This is a genomic window from Streptomyces sp. NPDC002403, assembly GCF_053593015.1.
Genome location: NZ_JBSFBQ010000021.1, coordinates 35,092 through 57,767 on the forward strand (window position 1 = coordinate 35,092; position 22,676 = coordinate 57,767).

Genomic DNA, 22,676 nt, shown 5'->3' on the forward strand with positions numbered 1-22,676 from the left:
TTCTTACGTCGGTCGGTCAGGTGGCGGGAGCGACACCGCGCCGGCGTGCGAAGGCGAGCGGCAGCGTGGCGAGGGAGAGCACCGCCGTGGCCAGGAGCGCCGCGGAGAACGAGGTCCCCGTCGCCAGGTAGCCGACGAGAAGCGCCCCCAGTCCCGTTCCGGCATCGAACCCGATGTTCCACACGGCGCTCGCGACACCGCTGGACCGCTGGTCGACGGCGGCGAAGGCGTCCACCAGGGTCAGGTTCTGGAGCCCGCCGTAGCTCACGCCGACCAGCGCCGTCCCGGCCAGCAGCGGAACCGTGCCTGTCGCCTCCGGAGAGGTCACCGCCCAGGCGGTCAGGGCGAGCCCGAGCGCCGTGACGAGCACCAGTGGCCAGCGGAACGGCCGGGTGCCGTACCGGTCGGCCAGCGAACCGAACCGCCAGCGCGAGACGGCCGCCGTACCCGTCAGGAGCAGCAGCGCGGCCAGGGTCGCGGTGGGGTCGCTGCTCATCTGCGGAGCGAAGGTGATCAGGGCGCCCCCGGCCGTCGTGACCCCGAGCAGGAGCAGCATCGGTGGGAGGAGCGGAAGGAGGCGGGCGCGCCCGCCCGCGACGGCGTCCCGGGGCGGCGGGCCCTCGACGGCTCCTGCCGGGTGTCCGCCCAGCCGGCGGGCGAGTCGCAGCGCGGGCGGTACGCCGAGCAGCGGCAGCGCGCCGACCGCGAACACGAACCCGAACCCGAGGTTCTCCGCCGCCCAGGGCGCGGTCGAGACCAGGACGAACTGGGGCCCCGCGATCGCCAGGCCGTACGCCCCGACCGCCTTCCCGCGCCGCGCCGGCTCGACGAGTTCGGCGACGGCGGTGGCGCCGCAGACCGTGAGCACCCCGAACCCGAGTCCGCGCACTGCGGAGAGCGCGAGCACGGCGCCGAGGTCCGTCGTCAGCAGATGAGGGAGCGCGGGGGCGCCGAGCAGAATCACCCCGCAGACCAGGGTGGTCCGCCAGCCGAGGCGGCGGATCGCCATCGGGACCAGGGTCTGGGCGAGCACGGTGCAGAGCATCAGGACCGCGTTGACCGAACCGGCGCCGGCGGCGTCGGCCCCGCCGCGTACCGCCCTAGAGCGGCGCGGTGGGCAGCAGTGCCGCGAACCCCGAGAATCCCGTGGCCGTCAGGAGCAGTAGCGCGGGCATGCCCGGTTCGCTCCAGACCGTCTGCCGCACGGCGCTGTCCGCCGGAGCGTTCGTCACTGGCTCGTGCCTCCGTGTCGCCGTCGACGGACCGGCTGTCGCGGCCGGTCGGCATGCGAAGGTGGGCCGCAGCGTGCCGCCCACCGCGAGACGAATGGTATACCGAATAAGGTCAGGCTGTTAGTCTGGAAAAATGGGCACAGAGAGTGACAGGGATACGGTGAACGAGTCGCAGACAATCACGGCGGAAGACCGTGAATTCCTCCGGCGTTGCGTCGTTCTCGCACGCGAGGCGCTCACGGCCGGTGACGAGCCGTTCGGATCGCTCCTCGTGGACGAGCACGGCACGGTCCGGTTCGAGGACCGCAACAGGGTCAAGGACGGGGACGCGACCCGCCACCCGGAGTTCGAGATTGCGCGCTGGGCGGCCGCGAACCTGTCCCCGCGGGAGCGGAGCGCGAGCGTCGTGTACACCTCCGGGGAGCACTGCCCGATGTGCAGTGCGGCCCACGCCTGGGTCGGCCTGGGCCGCATCGTGTACGCGTCGAGCAGCGAGCAACTCGTGGCATGGCGCAGGAGTTGGGGCTTCGACGCGGGGCCGGTCGCGGCCCTTCCCGTCAATGCCGTCGCCCCGGACGTCCCGGTGGCAGGCCCCGACCCGGCGCTCGCCGACGAGGTCCGCGCCCTGCACGCCCGGATGCTGGGCGCGGCCATCGGTGGTTAGAGCCTGTCCGGCGGATCGGGGCGGGACGGACTCCAGGGTCTTTCGTCGGCTCAGGCCTGCCGGTCGTCGCGCGCCGCGTTCTTCTCCTTGATGCGCACCGCTTCCTTGCGGACCTCCGCCTGGGTGGCGCGTTCCTGCTGGAGCCACTCGGGGGCTTCCTTCTTCAGAGCATCGATCTGCTCCGTCGTGAGGGCCTCGGTGACTCCGCCGCGGGCGAGGCCGGAGATCGAGACACCCAGCTTCGCGGCGACCACCGGCCGGGGGTGCGGGCCATTGCGTCGCAGTTCCTGCAGCCACTCGGGCGGATCGGTCTGCAGTGCGTTGAGCTCGGAGCGCGAGACGACACCCTCCCGGAATTCGGCGGGGGTGGCCTCGAGGTACACACCCAGCTTCTTCGCCGCGGTCGCGGGCTTCATTGTCTGGGCGGTCTTGTGCGACGTCATGAGGACAAGGGTATCGAGCATGTGCGCTACCTCTGACCAGGGCCGGTAACCTGGCGGAGTGACAAGCTCGGAAGAAACCCCTTCGTTCCGGCTCGCGTATGTCCCGGGGGTGACACCCGGAAAGTGGGTGCGGATCTGGAACGAGCGGCTGCCCGACGTCCCGCTGACCCTCGTGGGGGTGTCGGCCGCCGAGGCGTCCGACGCGCTGCGGGGGCGTGACGCCGACGCCGGACTGGTGCGGTTGCCGATCGACCGGACGGCCCTCAGCGCCATTCCCCTCTACACCGAGACGACCGTGGTCGTGGTCCCGAAGGACCACGTCATGGCGACGGTCGACGAGGTCTCCGTCGCCGACCTGGCCGATGACATCGTGCTGCACCCCCTCGACGACACCCTCGACTGGGAGCAGCGCCCGGGACGGCCGGCCGTGGAGCGCCCCGCCACCACGGCGGACGCCGTCGAACTGGTGGCGGCGGGGGTGGGGCTGCTCGTCGTACCGCAGTCGCTCGCCCGTCTCCATCACCGCAAGGACCTCACCTACCGGCCGGTTCCGGACGCCCCCGAGTCGCGGGTCGCGCTGTCCTGGCTGGAGGACGAGACCACCGATCTGGTGGAGGAGTTCATCGGGATCGTCCGCGGGCGGACCGTCAACAGCACGAGGGGCCGTCCCAGGCCCCCGGTGCAGCCGAAGGACAAGCGGACAGAATCGGACGGTGCGCGGCGCAAGCCCGCGGCGGGCAGGGCGACCGGCCGGGCAGGCGGCAAGCCGACCGGCAAAGCGGGCGGCAAATCGGCCGGGAAGGGCGCGCGGGGCGGCTCCGGCGCCCCCAAGCGGGGCAAGCCCCGGCGTCGGCCGTAGGGAGTCTGCGCAAGCACCCGGCCTCCAGTCGCATGCTCGGGGGATGACGAAGCCGGCGCACGGGGCCGCGATCGACGGGCAGCAGGCGGACGGTGTGCCGGGGAGCGCCGACGGGCCCTCCCCGGCACACCGTCCGCACGCGCCGTCTCAGCGCCCGCGCCGCACCTTCGGCTCCGGTACGAGACGCACGACGCCGTTGAGCAGATGGTCGATCAGGTCGTGCGAGGGCTTGTCCGTGAGGTTGGTGAGCAGCCGGGCCAGGGTGTTCAGCAGAAACGGCGACCCCATGACGTAACGGTTGAGGACGGGCTGGAAGCCGGACCGGCTGAAGACGAGGTCGGCGGCCGTGTTGCCGAGGCGGTAGTAGCGCCCCCAACGGCGGTTCATCTCGACGGGGTAGCCGCGCAGCACCTGCTCGCGCCGGGGCCCCCGGGGAAGGGCGAGGGCCAGCGTGGCCGTCTCGGCGGCGACCTCACCGGCCTCCATGGCCTGGCCGATGCCCTCGCCGTTCCAGGGGCTGATCATGCCTCCGGAGTCCCCGACGAGCAGGAGTCCGCGGGTGTAGAGCGGATGGCGGTTGAAGCCGAGCGGAAGGGCCGCGCTGCGCACCGGGCCCTCGGCGTTCTCCTCATGCAGTCCCCAGGCCTCGGGGGTACGGGCCAGCCACTCGTCCAGGGTGGCGCGCAGGTCGGCCTTCCCGTGCCGCCGGTGAGGCAGCGCACCGAGGCCGACATTGACGCGGCCGTCACCCATGGGGAAGATCCAGCCGTAGCCGGGCAGGAAGTGATCGCTGCCGGGGAACCGGAGGTCGGCCCACAGCTCCAGGTACTCCTCCCGGGAGCGCTCGGGGCTGCGGTAGTACCGGCGGGCGGCCGTCGCGATCTGCCTGTTCCTGTCCCGCTGGAGACCCATGGCGAGGGCGAGACGGGCGGAGGCGCCGTCCGCGGCGATCACGATCGGCGCGTGGAAGGCCAGGGGCTCCTTCTCCGCGGTCGTGGCGGTGACACCGGTGATGCGGCCGGCCCGGTCGGTCAGGGGCTCGGTCACCTTCACACCGCTGCGCAGCCGCGCTCCGGCGGCGACGGCGTGCCGGGCGAGGATGTCGTCGAAATCGTGCCGGCTGCGTGAGAGGCCGAAGTCCGGATAGCGGCCCAGAGCGGGCCAGTCGATGTGCACCTGATGGTTCCCGGCCACCCAGCGCATGCCGCGTGAACGGGTCCACCCCGGAGCCTGGATGTCGACGCCCATCCTGATGAGCTGGTGCACCGCACGCGGAGTCAGGCCGTCCCCGCACACCTTCTCCCGGGGGAAGCGGGACTTCTCCAGCAGCAGGACATCGACACCCGCCCTGGCGAGGTGGAAGGCCGCGGCCGATCCCGCGGGCCCCGCCCCCACCACGATCACCTGGGCCTCCTCGTCCGGGCCGTGGTCGGACGATACGTCCGACAAAGACCGGTCCGGTGTCGTTTCCCGCATGTGGAACCCCTTCCTGCAACCGGTGCCGTACCGGGGACGGCAGCCATCCGCTTCATCATCGATCAAGGACGGCCGACGCGGGACCCGGTCCGGAAATCCGGCCCCTTCGGGGTGGAAGCCCAAGATGCGAACCTGCTGAAACCGTGACAATTTACCCTTGCTGGCCAGCTGCTCGGGTGAAAGGGACCGTCTGATGGAGCGTCGTACGGCGAGTCGAGGACCCTTACGCGATCCCGGCCTCCCCGAGGTGACCCCGGTGCCGCCGCACCGGCCGACGTCGCGTCACCAGGCGCCGCGGGGCCGCCGGCCGCCCGGATTCCGCGGTGTCCGTCCGCCCGCGTGCCGCACGAGTTCCGTCGCCCCTTCCCGCCAGCACCGTTCTGCCGCCGCAAGGAGTGCCGCATGAGCACCATGGACGTCCCCTCGGAAGCCGAGTCGGAGATCCCCGCACCGCAGCCGCAGGCCGCCAAGGCCGCGGCGCCGGCGATGACCTGGGTGACCCTGGCGCTGATGACCACCGCCTCGGTGGCCAGCCTGCGCTCCGCCCCGACGATGGCCGTGTACGGACTGGCGTGCGTCTTTCTCTACGTCGTCCCGGCGATCGTGTTCCTGATGCCGACGGCGCTGGTCTCCGCCGAGCTGGCGTCAGGGTGGAACGGCGGCGTCTACCGATGGGTGAGCGAGGGGCTGTCGAAGCCGCTCGGATTCCTCGCCGTGTGGTGCCAGTTCGCGATGACGATCTTCTACTACCCGAGCCTGCTCGCGTACGTCGCCGGCACCATCGCCTATGTCATCGATCCGAGACTCGCCGGCAGCGGTCTGTACACCGCGATCGTGATCATGGTCCTGTACTGGACCGGTGTGTGGGTCTCGGCCCGGGGCACGAAGGCCGTCGCGGGCCTCTCGTCCTGGGGCCTGATCATCGGGACGCTGGTGCCGGGCACCGTCCTCGTGGTCCTCGGGCTCGTCTTCCTGGGCCAGGGCAACGGCTCCGCAGCTCCGATGACGGGCGGTCATCTGCTTCCGCAGTGGACGGGGCTCGCCAGCCTCGTGCTGATCGTCAACAACTTCCTCAGCTACTCCGGCATGGAGATGAACGCCGTCCACGTCTCGTCGCTGAAGAACCCGGCCAGGGAGTACCCGCGGTCGATGTTCCTCGCCATGGGACTGGTGCTGCTGATCTTCATCCTTCCGGCGCTGGCCATCAGCTGGGTCGTCCCGGCCGACCAACTGAGCCTCACCGCGGGTGTGATGCAGGCGTTCGACGCGTTCTTCTCGCACTTCCACGTCGGCTGGCTCACCCCGGTCGTGGCCGTCGCCCTCGTCGCGGCGGCGCTCGGCGGCATGCTCACCTGGCTGGCCGGGCCTTCCAAGGGCCTGCTGCTGATCTCCCGGGAGGAGGGCTATCTGCCACCGTTCCTGCAGAAGCTCAACAAGAACGGCATCCAGCAGAACATCCTCGTCACCCAGGGTGTCGTGACCACCGCCATCGCCCTCATGTACGCGCTGATCCCCAATGTCTCCAGCGCCTACTGGATCTTCTCCGTGATCACCACACAGGTGTATCTCATCGTCTACCTGCTGATGTTCGCCGCCGCGATCCGGCTCCGCAGGACCCAGCCCGACCACCCGCGCGGCTACCGCGCACCCGCCCTCGTACCCCTGTGCGTCCTCGGACTGCTCGCCTCGCTCGCCGCCCTGGCCATCGGCTTCGTCCCGTCCTCGCAGTTCGGCGGCGGCAGCGTCTGGTCGTACATCGCGCTGGTCGGCGGCGGGCTCCTCGTCCTCGGTCTGCTCGTGCCGTACCTCTTCCTCCGGCTGCGCAGGCCCAGCTGGCGCATTCCGGCCGCGGAGCCCGCGGCCGGGGCGACGGCGGGTGGTGACACATGAGCCCGACGCGCATGGCCTCCGAGCACCGCTGGATCTACCTCGGGGCGATCGTGCTCCTGCTCGCACTCGTCGTCATCGGCGTCGTCCAGTACACGAGCGTCAAGGCCACCGACGAGTCCCACAGAAAGGCCACAGAGCTCAGCGGCCAACTGGTGGAGGCCGGATACCCGGCACCCGATACCGGCACCGTCCAGCGACTGCTCGGCACCGACGGCGGCATCGTGTGCGATTCCCCCGACGACGCGCTCAGGACCGCCCTGTGGAAGCTCCAGCTGTCCAACGGCTCGGGCGGGCCCGGCCGGCGGCCCGTCATCGCCGACACCAGGGCGGTCGGAGCCGAGCGGATCGTCCTCCAGGTCTACTGCCCGGACCAGGCCGAAGCGTTCGACAGGACCGTGGACCGGCTCAGGACCGACAGCACGGTCCGGCGCTGAACCCGAACGCCCCACCCGGGCCCCGCAGGACGACGCCCGAAGGACCACGAGAACCGGACCGCCCGGTCCGGACCCGACGACCGGGAGACAACCATGAGCGAGCACGAACTGGCCGACCGGATCGCCGCCCTGATGCCCCGCGCCAAGGCGGATCTCACCGAACTGGTCTCGATCCCCTCCGTCGCCGATCCCCGCCAGTACCCGCCCGAGGAATGCCGGAAGGCGGCCCAGTGGGTGGCCGACGCCTTCACCGAGGCGGGCCTCCACGACGTGCACCTCGCCGAGACGCCCGACGGCAGCACCGCGGTGCTCGGCCACCGCCCGCCGCCGCCCGGAGCGCCGACCGTGCTGCTCTACTGCCACTACGACGTCCAGCCGCCGCTCGACGACGCCGCCTGGACCTCGCCTCCCTTCACACTCACCGAACGCGACGGCCGCTGGTACGGACGCGGCACCGCGGACTGCAAGGGCAACATCGTCATGCACCTCACCGCACTGCGGGCCCTCGGGGACGACCTGCCCGTCGGACTGCGCTTCGTCGCCGAGGGCTCGGAGGAACAGGGCACCGGCGGCATGGAGGCGTACGTCGAGCAGCACCGCGAGCAGTTCCTGGCCGACGCCCTGCTGATCTGCGACACGGGCAACGCCGCCGTGGGACAGCCGACCGTGACCACCTCCCTGCGGGGCCTCGCCAGTCTGGTGGTGACCGTGTCCACGCTTCGGGGAGAGGTGCACTCCGGGATGTTCGGCGGGCCGGCCCCGGACGCCCTCGCCGCCCTCGTCGAACTCCTGTCCACCCTGCGCGACGAGGACGGCGGAACACGCGTCGACGGTCTCGACGCCTCCGGGACCTGGTCCGGGGCGCCGTACGACGAGGAGCAGTTCCGGCGCGACGCCGATGTGCTGGACGGAGTGTCGCTCACCGGTTCCGGCACGGTCTCCGACCGGCTCTGGGCCCGCCCCGCCGTCACCGTCCTCGGCATCGACTGCCCGCCGGTCGTCGGTTCCTCCGCCGCGATCCAGGGCACCGCACGGGCCCGGGTCAGCCTGCGTGTCCCCCCGGGAACGGACGCGGACGCCGCGCTGGTGGCACTGACTGCCCATCTGGAGAAGGCCGCGCCCTGGGGCGCACACGTCTCGGTCGAACCGGAAGGGACCGGGGCGCCGTTCCGGGCCGCCACCGACGGACCGGCCTACGCGACCCTGGGCCGCGCCATGGCGGACGTCTACGGAAAGCCGATGGCCGCCCTGGGCCAGGGCGGTTCCATCCCGCTGTGCAACGTCTTCACCAGCGCGTACCCCCGGGCCGAGATCGTCCTGATGGGAGTGGAGGAACCGCAGTGCCTCATCCACGCCCCCAACGAGAGCGTCGACCCCACCGAGATCCAGCACATGGCCCATGTCGAGGCTCTCTTCCTGAGCCGGTACGCCGTCGCCCGGCGGAGCTGAGCGCGCCCGCGACGGCCTTGGGAGCCTCCGTCACGACTCCAGATAGCGCAGGACCGCGAGCACCCGTCTGCTGTAGCCGGTGGCGCGCGGCAGATCGAGCTTCTCGAAAACCGAGTTGAGGTTCTTCTCGACCGAACTGAGCGAGATGTGCAGCTGCTGGGCGATGGCCGCGTTGCTGCGGCCCTGCGCCAGCTCCTGCAGGACGCTGCGCTCGCGGGGAGTCAGCCCGGCCAACGGGTCGACGTGCGTGGTCCGGACCACCAACTGCCGTACGACCTCCGCGTCGATGGACGCCCCGCCCGCGTGGATCCGCTCCAGCGATTCCAGGAACTCGTCGACCTGCGCGACCCGGTCCTTGAGCAGATAGCCGACCCGCTCGGCGCTCTGCGACAGCAGCCGGACCGCGTAGTTGCGCTCCACGTGCTGGGAGAGCACCAGCACACCGACCAGGGGCCAGCGCTCGCGGATCTCCAGCGCGGCCCGCAGCCCCTCGTCGGTGTGGGTGGGAGGCATCCGGATGTCGACGACGACGAGGTCCGGCGGGTCCGCCTCGACCGCCCGGACGAGGGCGGTGCCGTCGCCCACCGAGGCGAGGACCTCGTGCCCCTCCTCCGTGAGCAGCAGGGCCAGGCCCTCCCTGAGCAGGGTCGAGTCCTCGGCGAGCATTACGCGCACGGCAACTCCGCGGTGATCGTGGTGGGGCCCCCGCAGGGGCTGTGGATGTGCAGCCGGCCGTCCAGCGCCTCGACCCGGCTGCGCAGCCCGGACAGTCCGCCGCCCAACGGGTCCGCGCCACCGGTGCCGTTGTCCCGCACGGACACGGACACCCGGCCCCCGTCGCCCGCGACGGCCACCCGGATGAGGGTGGCCCCGGAGTGCTTGGCCGCGTTGGTCACGGCCTCGCAGACCACGAAGTAGGCGGCGGTCTCCACCGGGCGGGGCAGCGGCAGCGGCAGCGCGAACTCCATGTGCAGGGGTATGCCGCAGCGTTGGGCCACCCCGCCGAGAGCCTCTTCGAGGCCCAGGTCGTCGAGGGCCGACGGGTAGACGCGCCAGGCCACTTCGCGCAGTTCGGTGAGGACCTCCCGGGAGGCCTGGTGGGCCTGCCGCAGCAGTGCCTCGGCCTGTTCGGGCGTCCGGTTGCGACGGGCCCGGCCCAGCAGCATGGCCAGCGCCACCAGCCGTTGCTGCACACCGTCGTGGAGGTCGCGTTCGATGCGTCTGCGTTCCGCGTCGACCGCCCGGAGCACCCCGGCCCGGCTGTCGGCCAGTTCGGCGATCCGCCGCTCCAGCAACTCCCGTTCCGAGGGCCCGAAATGATCACGTGCCAGCCGGGTGTCGAGTGCGTTCAGCGAGAAGAGCCCCTGGAGGTCGAGGAAGAGCAGGAGACCGCCGAGTGCCGCCTGGGGCAGCAGACGCAGCCAGTCGGCGGGGTCGTGGGCGATGCCGGCGGCCAGCAGCCCGGCCAGTACGGCCCCGTACCCCAGCAGCGCGACCACCCCGGCGAAGAGGATCCCCGCGCCGGTGCGGGCGGCCAGATAGCGCAGGACGTCCCGGTCGCAGGCATGGTGCGGGGGGAACACGTCACCGTGGAAGACACTGCGCCGGACCCGTTCCAGACCGGTGAGTCGGCGCGCCCCGGCGCTCAGCAGGGCCAGGGCACGCGGCCGGGTACGCGGCCACAGCGCGAACGGCAGCGACAGCGCGCCCACCACGGCGAAGTACAGCAGTCCGGCCAGGGCGGTGAAGCAGCCGAGCAGCGCGCCCGCGGCTCTCCGGGGCCATGGGTACGGGTGCGCCACGGCGTCTCCCGTCTCCTCGTGCCACGGGCCGATCCGCCCCGGAACATGACCGGTCGCACCGTCCGCGAAGTCCCCCTCCACGCCTGCCGACCCTAGCCGCGCGGCATGACCACGGCAAGATCGTTCCGGCCGGGCGGAGGGGACCGCCGGAGCGGGGGCCCAGGACGCGGGGCTCACGGGACACGGCGGTGCTGTGCCCGGCCACGGGGCCGCAACCGCATCGCCACGTAACCGGCGAACGCCACCAGGACCAGGACGAGAACGGCCTTGGACAGCACTCCGACATAGGTCTCCACCAGATCCCACCGGTCCCCGAGCCAGTAACCGGCCATCACCAGCACCGAGTTCCACACCAGGCTGCCCGCGGCGGTCAGTGCCACGAAGAGCGGCAGCGACATGCGTTCCACGCCCGCGGGCACGGAGATGAGACTGCGGAAGATCGGCACCATGCGGCCGAGGAGAACGGCCTTGGTGCCGTGCCGGGCGAACCACTGTTCCGTACGCTCCAGATCGGAAGCCCTCACCAGCGGGAGCCGCGCCCAGATCGCATGCATGCGGTCGCGGCCGAAGATCATGCCGATCCAGTACAGAACCACCGCGCCCACCACCGAACCCAGCGTGGTCCAGAAGAGCGCGGAGGCCAGGCCGATGACACCCTGCCCCGCCGCGAACCCGGTCAGCGGGAGAATCACCTCGCTGGGCAGCGGCGGAAAGAGATTCTCCAGGGCGATGGCGAGGCCCGCTCCCGGACCTCCCATGCTGTCGACGAGGCCGGCTGCCCAGCCCGCCACACCGCCCGCGGGTTCCTGGGGGAGACCCAGAACGACGAAATCCATGAACCGACTCCCGGCCGTTGTGATGAGACACGGGAAGTCCGCCGCGCCCCACCGGAAACGTTAGGAACCGGCGACCGGCGCCGGTACGGGGATTGCCGCCGGACCGGATGCTGTTCTCCGCACCGGCCACCCTGCGGTTTCCCGTAACTCCGGTGCCCCGCCGACGAGGCGGCCCGGGCCCTCACCTCTGGGCGAAGACGATCCAGACCTGGCCCGGAGCGAAGGTCATCCGCGTGCCGTCCCGGGTGGTGAAGGAGGTCGTGGAGCCGGCCGCGGGCCGCGACCAGCGGACGTCGTACTCCTTGCCGTCACGCAGCACCAGGGCGGAGCCGGAGCCCACGGTCTCGGTGTACGGGGAAACGCTGCCCCACCGGTCCTGGAACGGCGAGGGGCGCACCGTCACGTACTGCACCACCACATCGGCCGCGCCGAGCCGGGCTCCCCCGGCCGTGAGGGCCGGGGCGCCGTCCATGGACACGAGCCACCGGCCCCGTTCGGCGGACCAGGTGAACGCGAAGTTCGCCGCCGGGTAGCGGACCGTACGGGTGGCGACGGACCTGCCGCCCGGCACGGCGCCGGCGAAACGCAGCCCGATGTCCTCGGCCGCGTTCACCCCGGTGGTGGTGTGCGAGGCCCTGCCGGGGCGCAGATAGAGGTTGTGCGGGGCCGCGTGGTCGCTGCCGCGGAAGAAGGCGCCGGGGTCCTTCGCGGGGGACAAGGGGTCCAGCGGGGCCGCCGCGATGGCCGGGAGAAGCTTGGACTGGGCCCCGGAGAAGGCGAATGTCGGCCGGTCGAACTGACGGAGCAGCTCCAGGTCCGACTCCCGGGCGCTGCGCACCGGGCCGACCACCGACGGCAGCCGGGAGGAGTAGGCGGCGAGTATGCGGCTGAGACCGGCCTCGACCTGCTCCACGTAGACGATGTCCGCCTTGTCGAGCCCGGTCTGCGGGCGGGCCGGGCCGACGTTGTCGACCTTCACGGCGAGCACATGGGCGCGTGCTCCGGCGGACGTGGGCGGCACGGCGCTGCCGGGCGGGGAGGCCGTGCCCCCGCAGCCGGCCACCGCCCCCATGAGCAGCGCGAGCGCGAGCGCCGGCACAGCGGCCGGTCTCCTCGTCCGGGATGCGTGCATGGCGGCAGTCCCTTCCGCATCGGCCGACGCGACACCTCCGGCCGCTGCCCGCCCGCCGCGACGGCTTCCTGCCCCATCATCACGCAGAAGGGGGCTCCGGGCGCTCCGAGGAGCGGGGCGGGAGATCCTGAGCCCCGGACAGCGGACGGGCCGCGCTCAGTACGGCAGCGGCCGGCCGGACGGGGTCCTCAGGTCGAGCGGCGGCGGCCGGGACGGCAGCTGCGGTCGTCGGACGATCCTGATGCGGCCCACTGCCACCACCCCCTGTCGGTCATCCGTCATATGCCCGGCGGGCGACCCGTTCATGCGGCTCCCGGGCGAATCGACCGGGGCACGGAGGTGCACAGGGCCGGAACATCCCATCTCGCGTACGGCCGAAGGGATATGACGGATGGTCGGCCGCCCCGGTGGAGCCGTGGAACGGGAGGGAACGGGAAGGCGCCATCTTGCCGTCGCACAGGGGACAGCGCGCACACGCGCTCGCTATCCTCCCGGCCATGAGCCATGAGTGTGGCACGGGCGGAGCCCCCGGCGGGGCTCGGCGGAGTTCCGGGTGACCGAGTTCCGGGTGACCGAGGGCATGGGCCCCGCGCCGGAGGCCCGGACCGCGGAGGCATGGCGGGCCTTCGGCACCCGGTTGCGTCAGTGGCGCAGGCGCGCCGGGCTCACCCAGGCCCAGGTGGGTGCCCGCGTCGGATACGACCACACCGCCATCAGCAAACTGGAGCACGGCACTCGCCGGACACCGCTGCCGCTGGCCCGCAGGCTGGACGAACTGATGTCGGCGGACGGTGCCCTCCTCGCCGCGTGCGAGCAGGCGGAGGCCGCGGGCGCGGGCGGTCCGGGGGAGGAGAGCGCGACCGCGCGCCCCGCACAGCAGGCCCCCCTGCCCGGCGAGCCCGCCGGGGGCGATCTGCTCGCGATGCTGCCGCCCGACACCGTCCTGCCCGGCCGTCTGCCCAGCTACGGGCTGATGTGCCCGGTGCACGGCCGGGACGGCTGCACCGTCCCCGTACTCGCCGATGTCGTCGCCCTGCACACGGACTTCTGCGCCCTCGGCCCGGCCACCGTGTCGTGCCCGCCGCTGGACATCGACACGGTCCACGCCCTGACAGCACTGCTCGCCGTCTGCCTGCGGGCCGACGAGGAGCGTGCCTGGCCCGGAGCGACCGCCGTGGTCGAGCGCACCCTGCACGCGATGCTCCGCTGGATGGCCCTGCCCGCGGCTCCCTACCAACGTCAACTCGCCCCGCTGGCCGCCGAGTACGCGCAGTCCGCCGGCTGCCTGCGACTGCTGTGGGGCCGCAACGCGACGGCGATGGCCTGGCTCGACCGCTCGCTGGTCTGGGCCCAGCTGGCCGGACACGTCGGAACGGAGGTGGCCGCCCTCAGCGACATGAGCACGCTGGCCCGGCTGGAGCGCGACGGCCCGTCCGCCCTCGCCTACGGGGGCGCGATCCGGCAGGCCGCCGCCGGCCGGTACTGGGCGGGCGCGATGAGCGATCTGTACCTGGCACGCGGACACGCGGTCCGGGGCGACGCGCGGCAGACCCTGGGCCACATCGACCGTGCCTGGTCGCAGCTGGACCGGGTCGGCGAGCAGGACGAGACGGAGGCGCCCTGGCTGTCCGTCGCCTCCGTGCGCCTGCGGGTGGAGTCCGGTGCGGCCGGGGCGCTGCGGGACCTCGCCGCGGCGACCGGGGACCGCCGGCTGGCGCTGCGCGCGGTCGGGGCGGCCCGCACCGCACTCGGGATGCTCCCTCCCGGGATGCATTCGGCACGGATGCTGTTCCTGGTGCGGATGGCGGACGCCCATGCCTGCGCCCAGGATCCCCAGGCGGCGATCGCCGTCGCCGGGCCGGTCCTGGACACCACCGAGGTCACCGCGTCGACCCTGCTCGGACAGGAACTGCGGGGCCTGCACAGCCGGTTGTCGGCCCGGCACGACAACCGGCCGGAGACCGACGAGTTCACCCGCCGGCTTGCGGCCGTCATCCGCTGAGCTGCCGGAGGCGGGACGTGTGTGCACACGCCCCGCCCCGGATGACGCACTTGCGGAGGATCAGCCGGCGTTCAGCGTCACGTCGTCGAGGACGAAGCTGGTCTGCAGATAGGCGTCCTCACTGCTGGTGAATCCGAGCGTGACCGTCTGGCCGGCGAACTCGCCGACGTCGAAGGTCTTCTGGACATAGGCACTCGTGGCGTCCGTGTTGGAGTACGTCGCGAGCGTCTTGGTGCCCAGCTTCACGGTGAACGTGTCGTACGCGGTCGGGTCGCCCGCCGACTCGTCCGTGTCGGTGCGCAGATAGAACGACAGCTTGTACGTCGAGCAGCCCGACGGAACCGTCAGCGACTGCGAGACCGTGTCCGAGTGGGTGGATCCCCAGCCACCGAGCCAGGCCGTGTAGGAGCCCGTGTGGGCCGGCTTCTCCGACGTCCGGTTGTTGATCACACCGTCCGTCTGGGTCCACGGGGTGACGCCGTTCTCGAAGCCGCCGTTGACGACGGCCTGCCGGGCCTGGCAGGTGCCGCCGCCACCGACGACGAGCGAGTACGTGGTGGAGTGGGTGGCCGTGCCGGTCCCGGTCACCGTGATGGTGTACGTGCCCGCCGCTGCCTGGGCCCCGGCGGTGACGGTCATCGTCGAGGAGGAGCCCGACTGCACGGACGCCGGGGCGAACGAGACGGTGACCCCGCTCGGTGCGCCGGACGCCGTCAGCTTCACGGTCTGCGCGGAGCCGGCGGTCGTCGCGGTGGACACGCTCGCGGTGACCGAGCCGCCGGGCTGGACGTTGCCCGAGACCGGCTTCACCGAGACGGAGAAGTCGTCGGCCGGCGCGGTGGTGCCGACCGAGGTCTTCCAGATGGTGTACGCGACACCGTCGGCGCTGCGGTCGAGCGCGGCCGCGTTGATGTTGGCCGTGGTGTCGCAGGACGAGTGGTAGCAGGGGTCGTAGGAACGGCCCGCCGTGCCGCCCCACTTGGCGGCCTGCGCCGACGTCTTGGTGTCGCTGGCGCCCGTCGCGTAGCCGGAGGTGGGGATGCCGCCCTGCTGGAAGGAGTAGTCGTCGGACCGGCCCTGGCCCTCCACGTTCTCCTCCGGCGCGAGGTTCAGCGAGTCCCAGTACTCCTTCATCGGTGCCGAGGCGGCCGAGTTGACGTTGTTGATGAAGTAGCCCGCGTTGGTCGAGGCCACCATGTCGAAGTTGTAGTACGCCTTGATGGCACTGCGCTCGGCGGAGCCGAGCTGGCCGACGTAGTACTGGGACCCCTGCAGGCCCTGCTCCTCGCCGTTCCACCAGGCGAAGCGGACATGCTTGGTCATGGTCGGGTTCCGCTGGGCCAGCGTGAGGGCGTTCTCCAGCAGGGTGGCCGAACCGGAACCGTTGTCATTGATGCCGGGACCGGCCGCGACGCCGTCCAGGTGGGCACCGAACATGATCGTCTGGTCGGACGGGCCGCCCGGCCAGTCGGCGATCAGGTTGTTGCCCCGGTAGGTGCAGCTGGTGCAGGTCTGCTCGCTGACGGTGTAGCCGGCGGCCTGCAGCTTGCTCTTCACATAGGCGACGGAGGCCGTGTAACCGGCACTGCCGGCCCGGCGGTTGCCGCCGTTCTGGGTGGCGATGGTGTTCAGCTGCGTGAGGTGCGCCTGCACATTGGCGACGCTGATGTCCGGTGCGCCGCCGCCCGGATTGCCGCCCCCGTTGTCGACGGTCAGGGTGTACTGCGCGGTATGGCTCTGGGTGCCGTCACCCTTCACCGTGAAGGTGTACGAGCCGGGCGCGGTGCTCGCGGACGCCGACACGGTCATCGTCGAGGAGGCTCCGGCCTGCACCGACGAGGGGCTGAAGGCCGCGGTGACACCGCTCGGCAGACCACTCGCCGTCAGGCCGACGGTCTGCGCGCTCCCGGAGCTGACCGCGGTCCGCACCGTCGCCGTCACCGAACTGCCCGGCTTCACGGAGCCCGACGCCGGGTCCAGGGACATCGTGAAGTCGTTGTTGCCGCTGGGCGTGCAGGTCGGGTCGCCGCTCTGCGCGGGGACGCTGATGGCGTCCCAGGCGGCCTTGGCCCGGTCGAAGAGCGTACAGCCCGGGTCGAGGTTCTTCGCCGCGGTCAGCGTGGCCGTGCGGTAGCGCTTGTACGTCATCCCGCTCGTCTTCAGCAGCATGCCGCCGTAGAAGACCTTGCCCGCGCTCTGGATGCCGACACCGGTGACCGAGGAGCTGTTGCAGGTGGGGCTGGTGGGCTTGCCGCCGCCGGGGTTCGAGCCCTCGGCCAGCAGATAGAACCAGTGGTTGAGCGGGCCGGCCGCCGCGTGCTCCTCGGTGTTGGGTATCGAGGAGCTGTAGCAGTTCGGGTCGCCGATCTGCCCCGGGTTGTACATGATCCGGATCGGCCCGTTGCCGACCAGGTTGATCTTCTCGCCGACGGTGTAGTCGGGGTCGTCGTACGGGGCCGGCTCATTGGTGTACGCCTCGGTCAGGGCACCCATGATGTCGCCGGTGGCCTCACCGAGACCGGACTCGTTGTTGGCGCCGCCGGGCGTGTACTGGTCGATGCCGTGGCCGAACTCGTGGCCCACCACGTCGATCGCGCCGATCCACTGGTTGGCGTTGTTGTGGCCGATGGAGACCGAGGAACCGTCCCAGTAGGCGTTGACGTCGTTCAGCCCGACCTTGACCGGCCAGCTGCCGCCGTTGCCGTTGTGTCCGTTGCGGCCGAGCCAGTCCTTGAGCATGTTCCACTCGTGCTGCGCCGCCCACATGACATCGACGCAGCCGGTCTCCTTGCTGGAGGCGTTGCCGGTGCCCCAGGAGTCGCTGGACTTGGTGAAGACACTGCCCGTGCTGTAGTCGGCGCAGCTCAGACCGGACCGGTTCGGGTCGCGCAGCGAGTAGCTGCTGCCCGAGGCGGTGGTGTCGATGGCCAGCGGCGACGGGCCGTTCCACTGGCTGTTCCCGGTGCCCGCCTTGACATCGTCGTAGCTGTCGAGCACCTTGCCGGTGCCCGCGTCGACGAAGACATGCAGCCGGCTGGGGGCCTTGGCGGAACGCCCGGTGAGCACCGTCTCCCACGCCAGCCGGGAGGATTTCTCCGTGGCGCGGACGACGAGCCGGTGAGACTCCACCCGCTGTACCGTGCGCAGCTTCTTGCGGGCGGTGGTCTCGGCCGCCCGGGCGGAAACGCTGGGCGTGGTCGGTACGTTGATCCGCCGGGACACCGCGGACTGGGTGCCGCGGACCCGGCCCTCGGAGTCGGCCACCACGACGGCGTCCCCGCCGACGACCGGCAGGCCGCGGTAGGTGCGCTGGTAGGCGACGGAGTACATGCCCTTGACCCAAGGGGTCACCATCTGTCGCTCGTACCGCTCCTCGGGTCCCTTCGCCAGGGTGTCGAGACCACTGGCGGCGGCCCGGTCGGCCGCCGAAACGGCGGCCGAGAGCGCGCTCGGGGCGGGCGGGGACGGTTCGGCGGATGCCGACTGCCCGCCGGTGAGAACCAGCATTCCGGCGAGGACGGCCAGGGTGGTCCCGGCCGTCATCGGTCTGCGTTTCATCGAGGCTCCTTGATTCGGGGGGCCTCGATCACGGGCAGCCGCGTACCCTGACGCACTTGCCCCGGCCGTCGTCGGCCGCCCGCGCCCCCGGTGTCCGTGATCGAGCGACCGAACACTCACACGTCGTCATGGACTCGTCAACGAAGTGCGGGGGCTGCGCGGGGACTTGGCAAGTTTGGTCAAGCCGCGGTGGTGGGATCGCACAACGGAACGGATGTGAGGGTCGGTCACCCCAGTCCGGAGATCGTGAACACGGTGCGCGCGTGCCTGCGGTCGATGTGGTCGGCCAGCTGTCGCAGTGCGGTCACTCCGCACCGCAGTGTCCCGCGTTCCATGCAGCCGCGGGTGTCCTCGTCGAGCCGGTGCCACAGTGCCGGGTTCGCGAGGAACACCGCCGGGTCGACCTCGACCCGGCGGCCGTCGGCGTCGCGGAGCACCATGCGCTGGGCCACGCCGTCCGACCAGCGCACCGAGACGAGCCGGTCGGTGCGCACGGTCCGCTCGCGCAACAGGCCGCGGGAGGACAGCCATCCGGCACCCGCGCGGATCCGTGGCGGCACCAGGACGGCACACAGCAGGGCGGCCAGCCCCGTCCACAGCAGGACGCGCGGCCAGCCGAGACGGCCGGCCGCCGTGTCGACGGCCAGCAGCAGCCCGAGCAGCACCACGGAGCAGTGGATCGCGAACCGCAGATCGGTGGTCCAGCCCTGATCGTGAGCGGCCGTACCCGGGGCGGACGGGCGCAGGCCGGTGTGGCGGCCGGGGGTGCTGCGGGTGATGTGACGTCGCATGACGGTGACGCTATGTGCGACCGCCGGTCCCGGCGACGCCCGTTGACGAAGTGCTGACGCCGGGGTGGAGGGTTCTGACGATTGCTTGACGTGCGGCTCGTGGACCGGTGCGGGGTTGCGCGGGACGGTTCGCTGCCGCTAGCCTGCAGGGATGACAGAAGTTGATCATGAAGCAGATCTCACAATCAACGTACCAGTAGAGAAGATTGATTGCAAGTCTGCTTCGCCGGTGGAGCTCTCCCGCCCCGACGGAGCCCACCGCGCGATACGGACGGAAAGGCTCGGATCATGACCACGCAGACCCTGGCGGCAACGGCGGCGGGCACCTGGCGGCTCGGCGACCTCACCGTCAACCGCATCGGATTCGGTGCCATGCGCCTGACGCAGAAGGGCGCGGTGTTCGACGACGGAGCGGCCCCGAGCGACCGCGACCGGGCCATCGCCGTGCTGCGCCGCGCGGTGGAGCTCGGCGTCGACCACATCGACACGGCGGCCTTCTACTTCTCGTCGCTGCGCTCCGCGAACGAGCTGATCAACCGGGCGCTGGGGCCCTACCCCGACGGCCTGGTCATCGCCACCAAGGTCGGCCCCAGGCGCGACGCGTCCGGTGACTGGCAGCCCTGGTCCCGGCCCGAACAGCTGCGGGGCCAGGTCGAGGAGAATCTCCGTCAGCTGGGCCGTGACCACCTGGACGTGGTGAACCTGCGCACCAACGGGCCCGCCCCGATCGCCGAGCACTTCGGCGTGCTCGCCGAGCTGCGTGAGCAGGGGCTCATCCGTCACCTCGGCCTCTCCAACGTCCGGCCGGCACAGCTCACCGAGGCGCGGGCGATCGCCCCCGTCGTCTGCGTGCAGAACCGGTTCGCGGTCGACGCGGCCCTTCCCGGCTCTGCGGAGATGCTCCGCATCTGCGCAGAGGAGGGAATCGCCTTCGTGCCCTTCTTCGCCATCGCGGGGGAGGGGCGCGAGGCGGGAGCCGGCGGGTCGGAACGGCCGGAGATCCTCGCGGTGGCCCGCGCCCACGGAGTCTCGCCCGTCCAGGTCCGGCTGGCGTGGACGCTGCATCAGGGTCCCCATGTGCTGGCCATCCCGGGCACCGGGAATCCGGCCCATCTGGAGGCCAATGTGGCCGCCGGAGCGCTCCGGCTCACGCCGGAGGAACTGTCCCTGCTGGACCAGGGCACTCTCGCCCGGACCGGCCCGGGCTCGCGGGGTCCGGCCTGATCCGAACGAAAGACCCCAGGGCCCCGTCCGCCGATCAGCCGTCGGCCGGCTGACGGATCAGTCCTCCTCGTCGCCCTCCTCGTCCTGCGCCTGCTGGGCCGGCTGATCCGGCTGATCCGGTGCGGACGAGGGGGCGGTCGACTGCGGCCCGGTGGAGGCGGTCGGGCCGGAGCCCGGGGTGTCGGAAGAGCCGGAGTCCGGCGAGAACAAGGTCATCCCCAGGTACACGGCCGCGATGAAGGCGGCCGTACCGGCGATGGCGCTCGCCACCCTGGGCCGGCGCCTGATCGCCTCCCGGGCGCCGGTCCGCCGCCGGACGGGTGCGGACCGGTCCGCCGGACGACGTCTGCGGCCACCGGACTGCGGCAGCCGGTACGTCGTCATGCCCCCGCCCTGCGCGGCGGAGTCCGGCGCCGGGGCGGAGCCGTACGGGGCGGCGGCCGCCGGGGTGCGCGGTATGCCCGTCCCCGCCGGAGGGGGCGCGGGAGCGCGTGGCACACCGTTCGCCGGGGGCGGCGCCGGCGCGTACAGCGGCAGGGGCTCCGGCTGCCCGCGCCAGGCATCGCTCTGGAACCACTCGGCGACCTGCTGGGCGCCGGGCCGGTCCTCGGGCTGCTTCGCGAGCAGCCCCAGCAGATAGGAGTCGAAGGCCGGGGACAGGTCGACGCCCCGCTGCCTGAGCGGCACGGGAGCCGTATCGACATGTTGATAGAGCGTGGCGGTCGCCGTGTCCGAGCGGAACGGCGGATCCCCCAGCAGGAGTTGGTAGATGACGCAGCCGAGGGAGTAGATGTCGGAGGCGGCGCCGGCGGTACGGCCCAGAGCGCGCTCCGGGGCGAGATAGAGACTGGTGCCGACGATCTGGCCGGTGGTGGTCAGCGCGGCGGACGGGTCGTCGACGAACTGGGCGATGCCGAAGTCGCCGATCTTGACGGACCCCTCGGCATCCATCATCAGGTTCCCGGGCTTGATGTCGCGGTGCACGATGCCCTGGCGGTGGGCGGCGGCGAGCCCCGCGGCTGCCTGCCCGGCGATCCGGGCGACCTGCTCGGCGCCCAGCCGCTCCTCGGCCGCGAGGAGAGCGCCCAGACTCCTGCCCTCGACCAGCTCCATCACGAGATAGAAGCGGTCCTCCCAGGCCCCGAAGTCGAACACGGCCACCAGATGAGGGTGGCTCAGGCGGGCCGCGGTCTGCGCCTCCAGCCGGAACCGGGCGGTGGCCGACTCGTCCGCGTGGCCGCCCAGCAGCAGCTTCACGGCGACCGCTCTGCCGAGCACTTCGTCCGCGGCACGCCACACCTCACCCATGCCGCCGCGGCCGATGGGGGAAATCAACCGGTACCGACCAGCTACCAGCACTGTGCACCAATCTCGAATTGTGGGCCGCTTCTGCTGCCACGGGCGGCGACCCGACCGGGATCGGGGCGAGGTGGGGGGCGCGCGGCAAGATCAGGATATCGGGCCGCCGGACCTCGCGGTCCCGGGCTCCGGCGGACGGCCGCCGACCGCGTACCCGGTCCCCGGGATCGAGCCGGTCGGCGGCTTCCCGACGGCCGCCACCGGAACGTTCAGGAAGACGGATCTCGCCTGGCGGGCGCGGGCCGGCATCCCGGCTCCGGGAGCAGCCAGTCGTACGCGGTCTGCGCGGTGAACTCGCCCTGCCCGCCCGGAAAGAGAAGTCCGGCCGCCCGGAACGCCGGATCGCCGGCCGTCGCGGGCACATAGGGAATCGCGATGCAGCGCATGCCCGCCGCATGCGCCGCCGCCGCGCCCGGGGCGGAGTCCTCCAGCACCACACAGCGGGCGGGCGCCACCCCCAGCCGCCGGGCCGCCTCCAGGAACACATCCGGTTCCGGCTTGCCGTGCGCCACCTCCTCGGCGGAGACGTACGTGGTCAGGTACGCGTCGAGCCCGGTGCCCGCCAGCACCGCCGCGATCGCCGCCCGCGACGAACCCGAGGCCACCGCCATGGCGACGCCCGCCTGGTGCAGCCGCTCCACGAACTTCCGCATCTGGGGGAAGACCTCGGTCGACGTCCTGGCCAGCTCCAGGTACAGGACGTCCTGACCCGCCACCAGCTCATCGACGGGCGCCGCGATCCCGTACTTGTCGCGCAGCGCCGCCAGCGTCTCGTGGACGCCGATGCCGATGAACCCGAGGTGTTCGGCCCAGGTGAAACCGGGCACGCCGTGCTCCGCCAGCAGACGGCGCGCCGCCTCGTAGTAGTTGGGCTCGCTGTCCACCAGCGTGGCGTCGAGATCGAAGACGACGGACGGTACGGGGAGATGCGGAGAACTCATGACGCCAAGCATGCCAAGCCGGTGCTCACTTCCGGCCGCCCGCTGCCGTACGGCCCACCGATTCGACCAGCGGCAGCAGCCGGTGCGGCACCCGTTCCCGCAGCGCCACCTCGGTGCGTGTCCTGACCACCCCGGGCAGCTGGATCAGCCGCTGGATCACATCCTCCAGGTGCCCGTTGTCACGGGCCACCACCCGTGCCAGCAGATCCCCGCCGCCCGTGGTCGAGAAGGCCTCGACGATCTCCGGCACCTCGGCGAGCGCCTCGCCGACCTCGTCGAGATGCCCCTGGGTGACCTCCAGATGGACGAAGGCCAGCACCGGGTGGCCCAGTGCCGCGGGGGACAGTACCGGCCCGGTCCCGGTGATCACACCGTCCCGCTCCAGCCGGTCGAGCCGGGCCTGGAGGGTGCCCCGGGCGACGGAGAGGATGCGCGCGTACTCACGGACGCTGGTACGCGGCTGCTCGATGAGCAGCTGGAGAATGCGGGTGTCGAGGGCGTCCACCGCCATGGTCCGCTGGCCTCTTCCTGGTACGACGATCCGGGCTGCGACTGTACCAACGGCACACCCGGCGACCGGTGGG

General features: G+C 71.9%; 19 protein-coding genes and 1 pseudogene. 7 read left to right on the forward strand and 13 right to left on the reverse strand.

The genetic code is table 11. From position 1 onward, the window contains the following. Positions 1-16: 16 nt before the first annotated feature. Positions 17-1,075, reverse strand: a pseudogene (locus ACWCPY_RS22840) (MFS transporter); the annotation flags it as partial. Between the two features lie 25 nt (positions 1,076-1,100). Further along, positions 1,101-1,232, reverse strand: coding sequence for a hypothetical protein (locus ACWCPY_RS22845; protein ID WP_451267687.1), 132 nt, complete (start codon positions 1,230-1,232; stop codon positions 1,101-1,103). 133 nt (positions 1,233-1,365) lie between these two features. Between ACWCPY_RS22845 and ACWCPY_RS22850 the strand changes: the two genes are divergently transcribed. After that, the gene (locus ACWCPY_RS22850) at positions 1,366-1,896 is read left to right on the forward strand and encodes a nucleoside deaminase (RefSeq protein WP_451267689.1); all 531 of its coding nucleotides are present in this window, start codon (positions 1,366-1,368) and stop codon (positions 1,894-1,896) included. 50 nt (positions 1,897-1,946) lie between these two features. On the opposite strand, the gene ACWCPY_RS22855 is transcribed toward ACWCPY_RS22850, so the two are convergent. Continuing rightward, a complete protein-coding gene (locus tag ACWCPY_RS22855) occupies positions 1,947-2,339 on the reverse strand; it encodes a DUF5997 family protein (protein WP_451267691.1) in 393 nt (130 codons plus the stop codon). A 58-nt stretch (positions 2,340-2,397) separates the two neighbouring features. Between ACWCPY_RS22855 and ACWCPY_RS22860 the strand changes: the two genes are divergently transcribed. After that, positions 2,398-3,198: a LysR family substrate-binding domain-containing protein gene (locus ACWCPY_RS22860; RefSeq protein ID WP_451267693.1), complete on the forward strand. Its 801-nt coding sequence runs from the start codon at positions 2,398-2,400 to the stop codon at positions 3,196-3,198. Between the two features lie 147 nt (positions 3,199-3,345). On the opposite strand, the gene ACWCPY_RS22865 is transcribed toward ACWCPY_RS22860, so the two are convergent. After that, positions 3,346-4,674, reverse strand: coding sequence for a geranylgeranyl reductase family protein (locus ACWCPY_RS22865; RefSeq protein WP_451267695.1), 1,329 nt, complete (start codon positions 4,672-4,674; stop codon positions 3,346-3,348). 402 nt (positions 4,675-5,076) lie between these two features. On the opposite strand from ACWCPY_RS22865, the gene ACWCPY_RS22870 reads away from it, so the two are divergent. From ACWCPY_RS22870 to ACWCPY_RS22880, 3 genes are all read left to right on the forward strand, one after another. After that, on the forward strand, positions 5,077-6,564 hold the full coding sequence (locus tag ACWCPY_RS22870; RefSeq protein WP_451267697.1) for an APC family permease: 1,488 nt from the start codon (positions 5,077-5,079) through the stop codon (positions 6,562-6,564). After that, positions 6,561-6,998: a hypothetical protein gene (locus ACWCPY_RS22875; RefSeq protein WP_451267699.1), complete on the forward strand. Its 438-nt coding sequence runs from the start codon at positions 6,561-6,563 to the stop codon at positions 6,996-6,998. The genes ACWCPY_RS22870 and ACWCPY_RS22875 overlap by 4 nt, the downstream gene beginning before the upstream one ends. A gap of 93 nt (positions 6,999-7,091) precedes the next feature. Next, positions 7,092-8,447 carry a M20/M25/M40 family metallo-hydrolase gene (locus ACWCPY_RS22880; protein ID WP_451267701.1) on the forward strand — a complete coding sequence of 452 codons (1,356 nt, stop codon included), beginning with the start codon at positions 7,092-7,094 and terminating at the stop codon, positions 8,445-8,447. A gap of 30 nt (positions 8,448-8,477) precedes the next feature. On the opposite strand, the gene ACWCPY_RS22885 is transcribed toward ACWCPY_RS22880, so the two are convergent. The 4 genes from ACWCPY_RS22885 to ACWCPY_RS22900 all read right to left on the reverse strand — a co-directional run bounded on the left by ACWCPY_RS22885 (position 8,478) and on the right by ACWCPY_RS22900 (position 12,217). Next, entirely contained in the window at positions 8,478-9,113 is a 636-nt protein-coding gene (locus ACWCPY_RS22885; protein WP_451267841.1) for a response regulator, read from the reverse strand. Continuing rightward, the gene (locus ACWCPY_RS22890; RefSeq protein WP_451267703.1) at positions 9,113-10,330 is read right to left on the reverse strand and encodes a sensor histidine kinase; all 1,218 of its coding nucleotides are present in this window, start codon (positions 10,328-10,330) and stop codon (positions 9,113-9,115) included. Before ACWCPY_RS22890 ends, ACWCPY_RS22885 begins: the two co-directional genes overlap by 1 nt. A gap of 92 nt (positions 10,331-10,422) precedes the next feature. Then, on the reverse strand, positions 10,423-11,085 hold the full coding sequence (locus ACWCPY_RS22895) for a DedA family protein (protein WP_451267705.1): 663 nt from the start codon (positions 11,083-11,085) through the stop codon (positions 10,423-10,425). Between the two features lie 181 nt (positions 11,086-11,266). After that, positions 11,267-12,217 carry a DUF3048 domain-containing protein gene (locus ACWCPY_RS22900; RefSeq protein WP_451267707.1) on the reverse strand — a complete coding sequence of 317 codons (951 nt, stop codon included), beginning with the start codon at positions 12,215-12,217 and terminating at the stop codon, positions 11,267-11,269. A 553-nt stretch (positions 12,218-12,770) separates the two neighbouring features. On the opposite strand from ACWCPY_RS22900, the gene ACWCPY_RS22905 reads away from it, so the two are divergent. Continuing rightward, positions 12,771-14,219: a helix-turn-helix domain-containing protein gene (locus tag ACWCPY_RS22905; RefSeq protein ID WP_451267709.1), complete on the forward strand. Its 1,449-nt coding sequence runs from the start codon at positions 12,771-12,773 to the stop codon at positions 14,217-14,219. Positions 14,220-14,279: 60 nt separating this feature from the next. Here ACWCPY_RS22905 and ACWCPY_RS22910 read toward each other — a convergent pair whose 3' ends face one another. Continuing rightward, complete coding sequence (locus ACWCPY_RS22910; RefSeq protein ID WP_451267843.1) at positions 14,280-17,762, reverse strand: M28 family peptidase; 3,483 nt, start codon at positions 17,760-17,762, stop codon at positions 14,280-14,282. A gap of 242 nt (positions 17,763-18,004) precedes the next feature. Next, complete coding sequence (locus tag ACWCPY_RS22915) at positions 18,005-18,568, reverse strand: hypothetical protein (RefSeq protein WP_451267711.1); 564 nt, start codon at positions 18,566-18,568, stop codon at positions 18,005-18,007. A gap of 288 nt (positions 18,569-18,856) precedes the next feature. Between ACWCPY_RS22915 and ACWCPY_RS22920 the strand changes: the two genes are divergently transcribed. Beyond that, positions 18,857-19,792 (forward strand): aldo/keto reductase, encoded by a 936-nt coding sequence (locus ACWCPY_RS22920; RefSeq protein ID WP_451267713.1) that lies wholly within the window; start codon positions 18,857-18,859, stop codon positions 19,790-19,792. Between the two features lie 57 nt (positions 19,793-19,849). Here the strand turns inward: ACWCPY_RS22920 and ACWCPY_RS22925 are convergent, their stop codons facing one another. The 3 genes from ACWCPY_RS22925 to ACWCPY_RS22935 all read right to left on the reverse strand — a co-directional run bounded on the left by ACWCPY_RS22925 (position 19,850) and on the right by ACWCPY_RS22935 (position 22,603). Continuing rightward, positions 19,850-21,100, reverse strand: coding sequence for a serine/threonine-protein kinase (locus ACWCPY_RS22925; protein ID WP_451267715.1), 1,251 nt, complete (start codon positions 21,098-21,100; stop codon positions 19,850-19,852). 260 nt (positions 21,101-21,360) lie between these two features. Beyond that, positions 21,361-22,092, reverse strand: coding sequence for an HAD family hydrolase (locus ACWCPY_RS22930; RefSeq protein ID WP_451267717.1), 732 nt, complete (start codon positions 22,090-22,092; stop codon positions 21,361-21,363). Between the two features lie 25 nt (positions 22,093-22,117). Next, entirely contained in the window at positions 22,118-22,603 is a 486-nt protein-coding gene (locus ACWCPY_RS22935) for an Lrp/AsnC family transcriptional regulator (RefSeq protein ID WP_451267719.1), read from the reverse strand. Positions 22,604-22,676 lie beyond the last annotated feature (73 nt).

What these genes read in the sequence shown, in the direction of transcription:
- ACWCPY_RS22850 (WP_451267689.1), top strand. Translation starts at nt 1,366, where the DNA reads ATGGGCACAGAGAGTGACAGGGATACGGTGAACGAGTCGCAGACAATC.
- ACWCPY_RS22855 (WP_451267691.1), bottom strand. Translation starts at nt 2,339, where the DNA reads ATGACGTCGCACAAGACCGCCCAGACAATGAAGCCCGCGACCGCGGCG.
- ACWCPY_RS22865 (WP_451267695.1), bottom strand. Translation starts at nt 4,674, where the DNA reads ATGCGGGAAACGACACCGGACCGGTCTTTGTCGGACGTATCGTCCGAC.
- ACWCPY_RS22870 (WP_451267697.1), top strand. Translation starts at nt 5,077, where the DNA reads ATGAGCACCATGGACGTCCCCTCGGAAGCCGAGTCGGAGATCCCCGCA.
- ACWCPY_RS22875 (WP_451267699.1), top strand. Translation starts at nt 6,561, where the DNA reads ATGAGCCCGACGCGCATGGCCTCCGAGCACCGCTGGATCTACCTCGGG.
- ACWCPY_RS22880 (WP_451267701.1), top strand. Translation starts at nt 7,092, where the DNA reads ATGAGCGAGCACGAACTGGCCGACCGGATCGCCGCCCTGATGCCCCGC.
- ACWCPY_RS22885 (WP_451267841.1), bottom strand. Translation starts at nt 9,113, where the DNA reads ATGCTCGCCGAGGACTCGACCCTGCTCAGGGAGGGCCTGGCCCTGCTG.
- ACWCPY_RS22895 (WP_451267705.1), bottom strand. Translation starts at nt 11,085, where the DNA reads ATGGATTTCGTCGTTCTGGGTCTCCCCCAGGAACCCGCGGGCGGTGTG.
- ACWCPY_RS22900 (WP_451267707.1), bottom strand. Translation starts at nt 12,217, where the DNA reads ATGCACGCATCCCGGACGAGGAGACCGGCCGCTGTGCCGGCGCTCGCG.
- ACWCPY_RS22910 (WP_451267843.1), bottom strand. Translation starts at nt 17,762, where the DNA reads ATGACGGCCGGGACCACCCTGGCCGTCCTCGCCGGAATGCTGGTTCTC.
- ACWCPY_RS22915 (WP_451267711.1), bottom strand. Translation starts at nt 18,568, where the DNA reads ATGCGACGTCACATCACCCGCAGCACCCCCGGCCGCCACACCGGCCTG.
- ACWCPY_RS22920 (WP_451267713.1), top strand. Translation starts at nt 18,857, where the DNA reads ATGACCACGCAGACCCTGGCGGCAACGGCGGCGGGCACCTGGCGGCTC.
- ACWCPY_RS22925 (WP_451267715.1), bottom strand. Translation starts at nt 21,100, where the DNA reads ATGGGTGAGGTGTGGCGTGCCGCGGACGAAGTGCTCGGCAGAGCGGTC.
- ACWCPY_RS22930 (WP_451267717.1), bottom strand. Translation starts at nt 22,092, where the DNA reads ATGAGTTCTCCGCATCTCCCCGTACCGTCCGTCGTCTTCGATCTCGAC.
- ACWCPY_RS22935 (WP_451267719.1), bottom strand. Translation starts at nt 22,603, where the DNA reads ATGGCGGTGGACGCCCTCGACACCCGCATTCTCCAGCTGCTCATCGAG.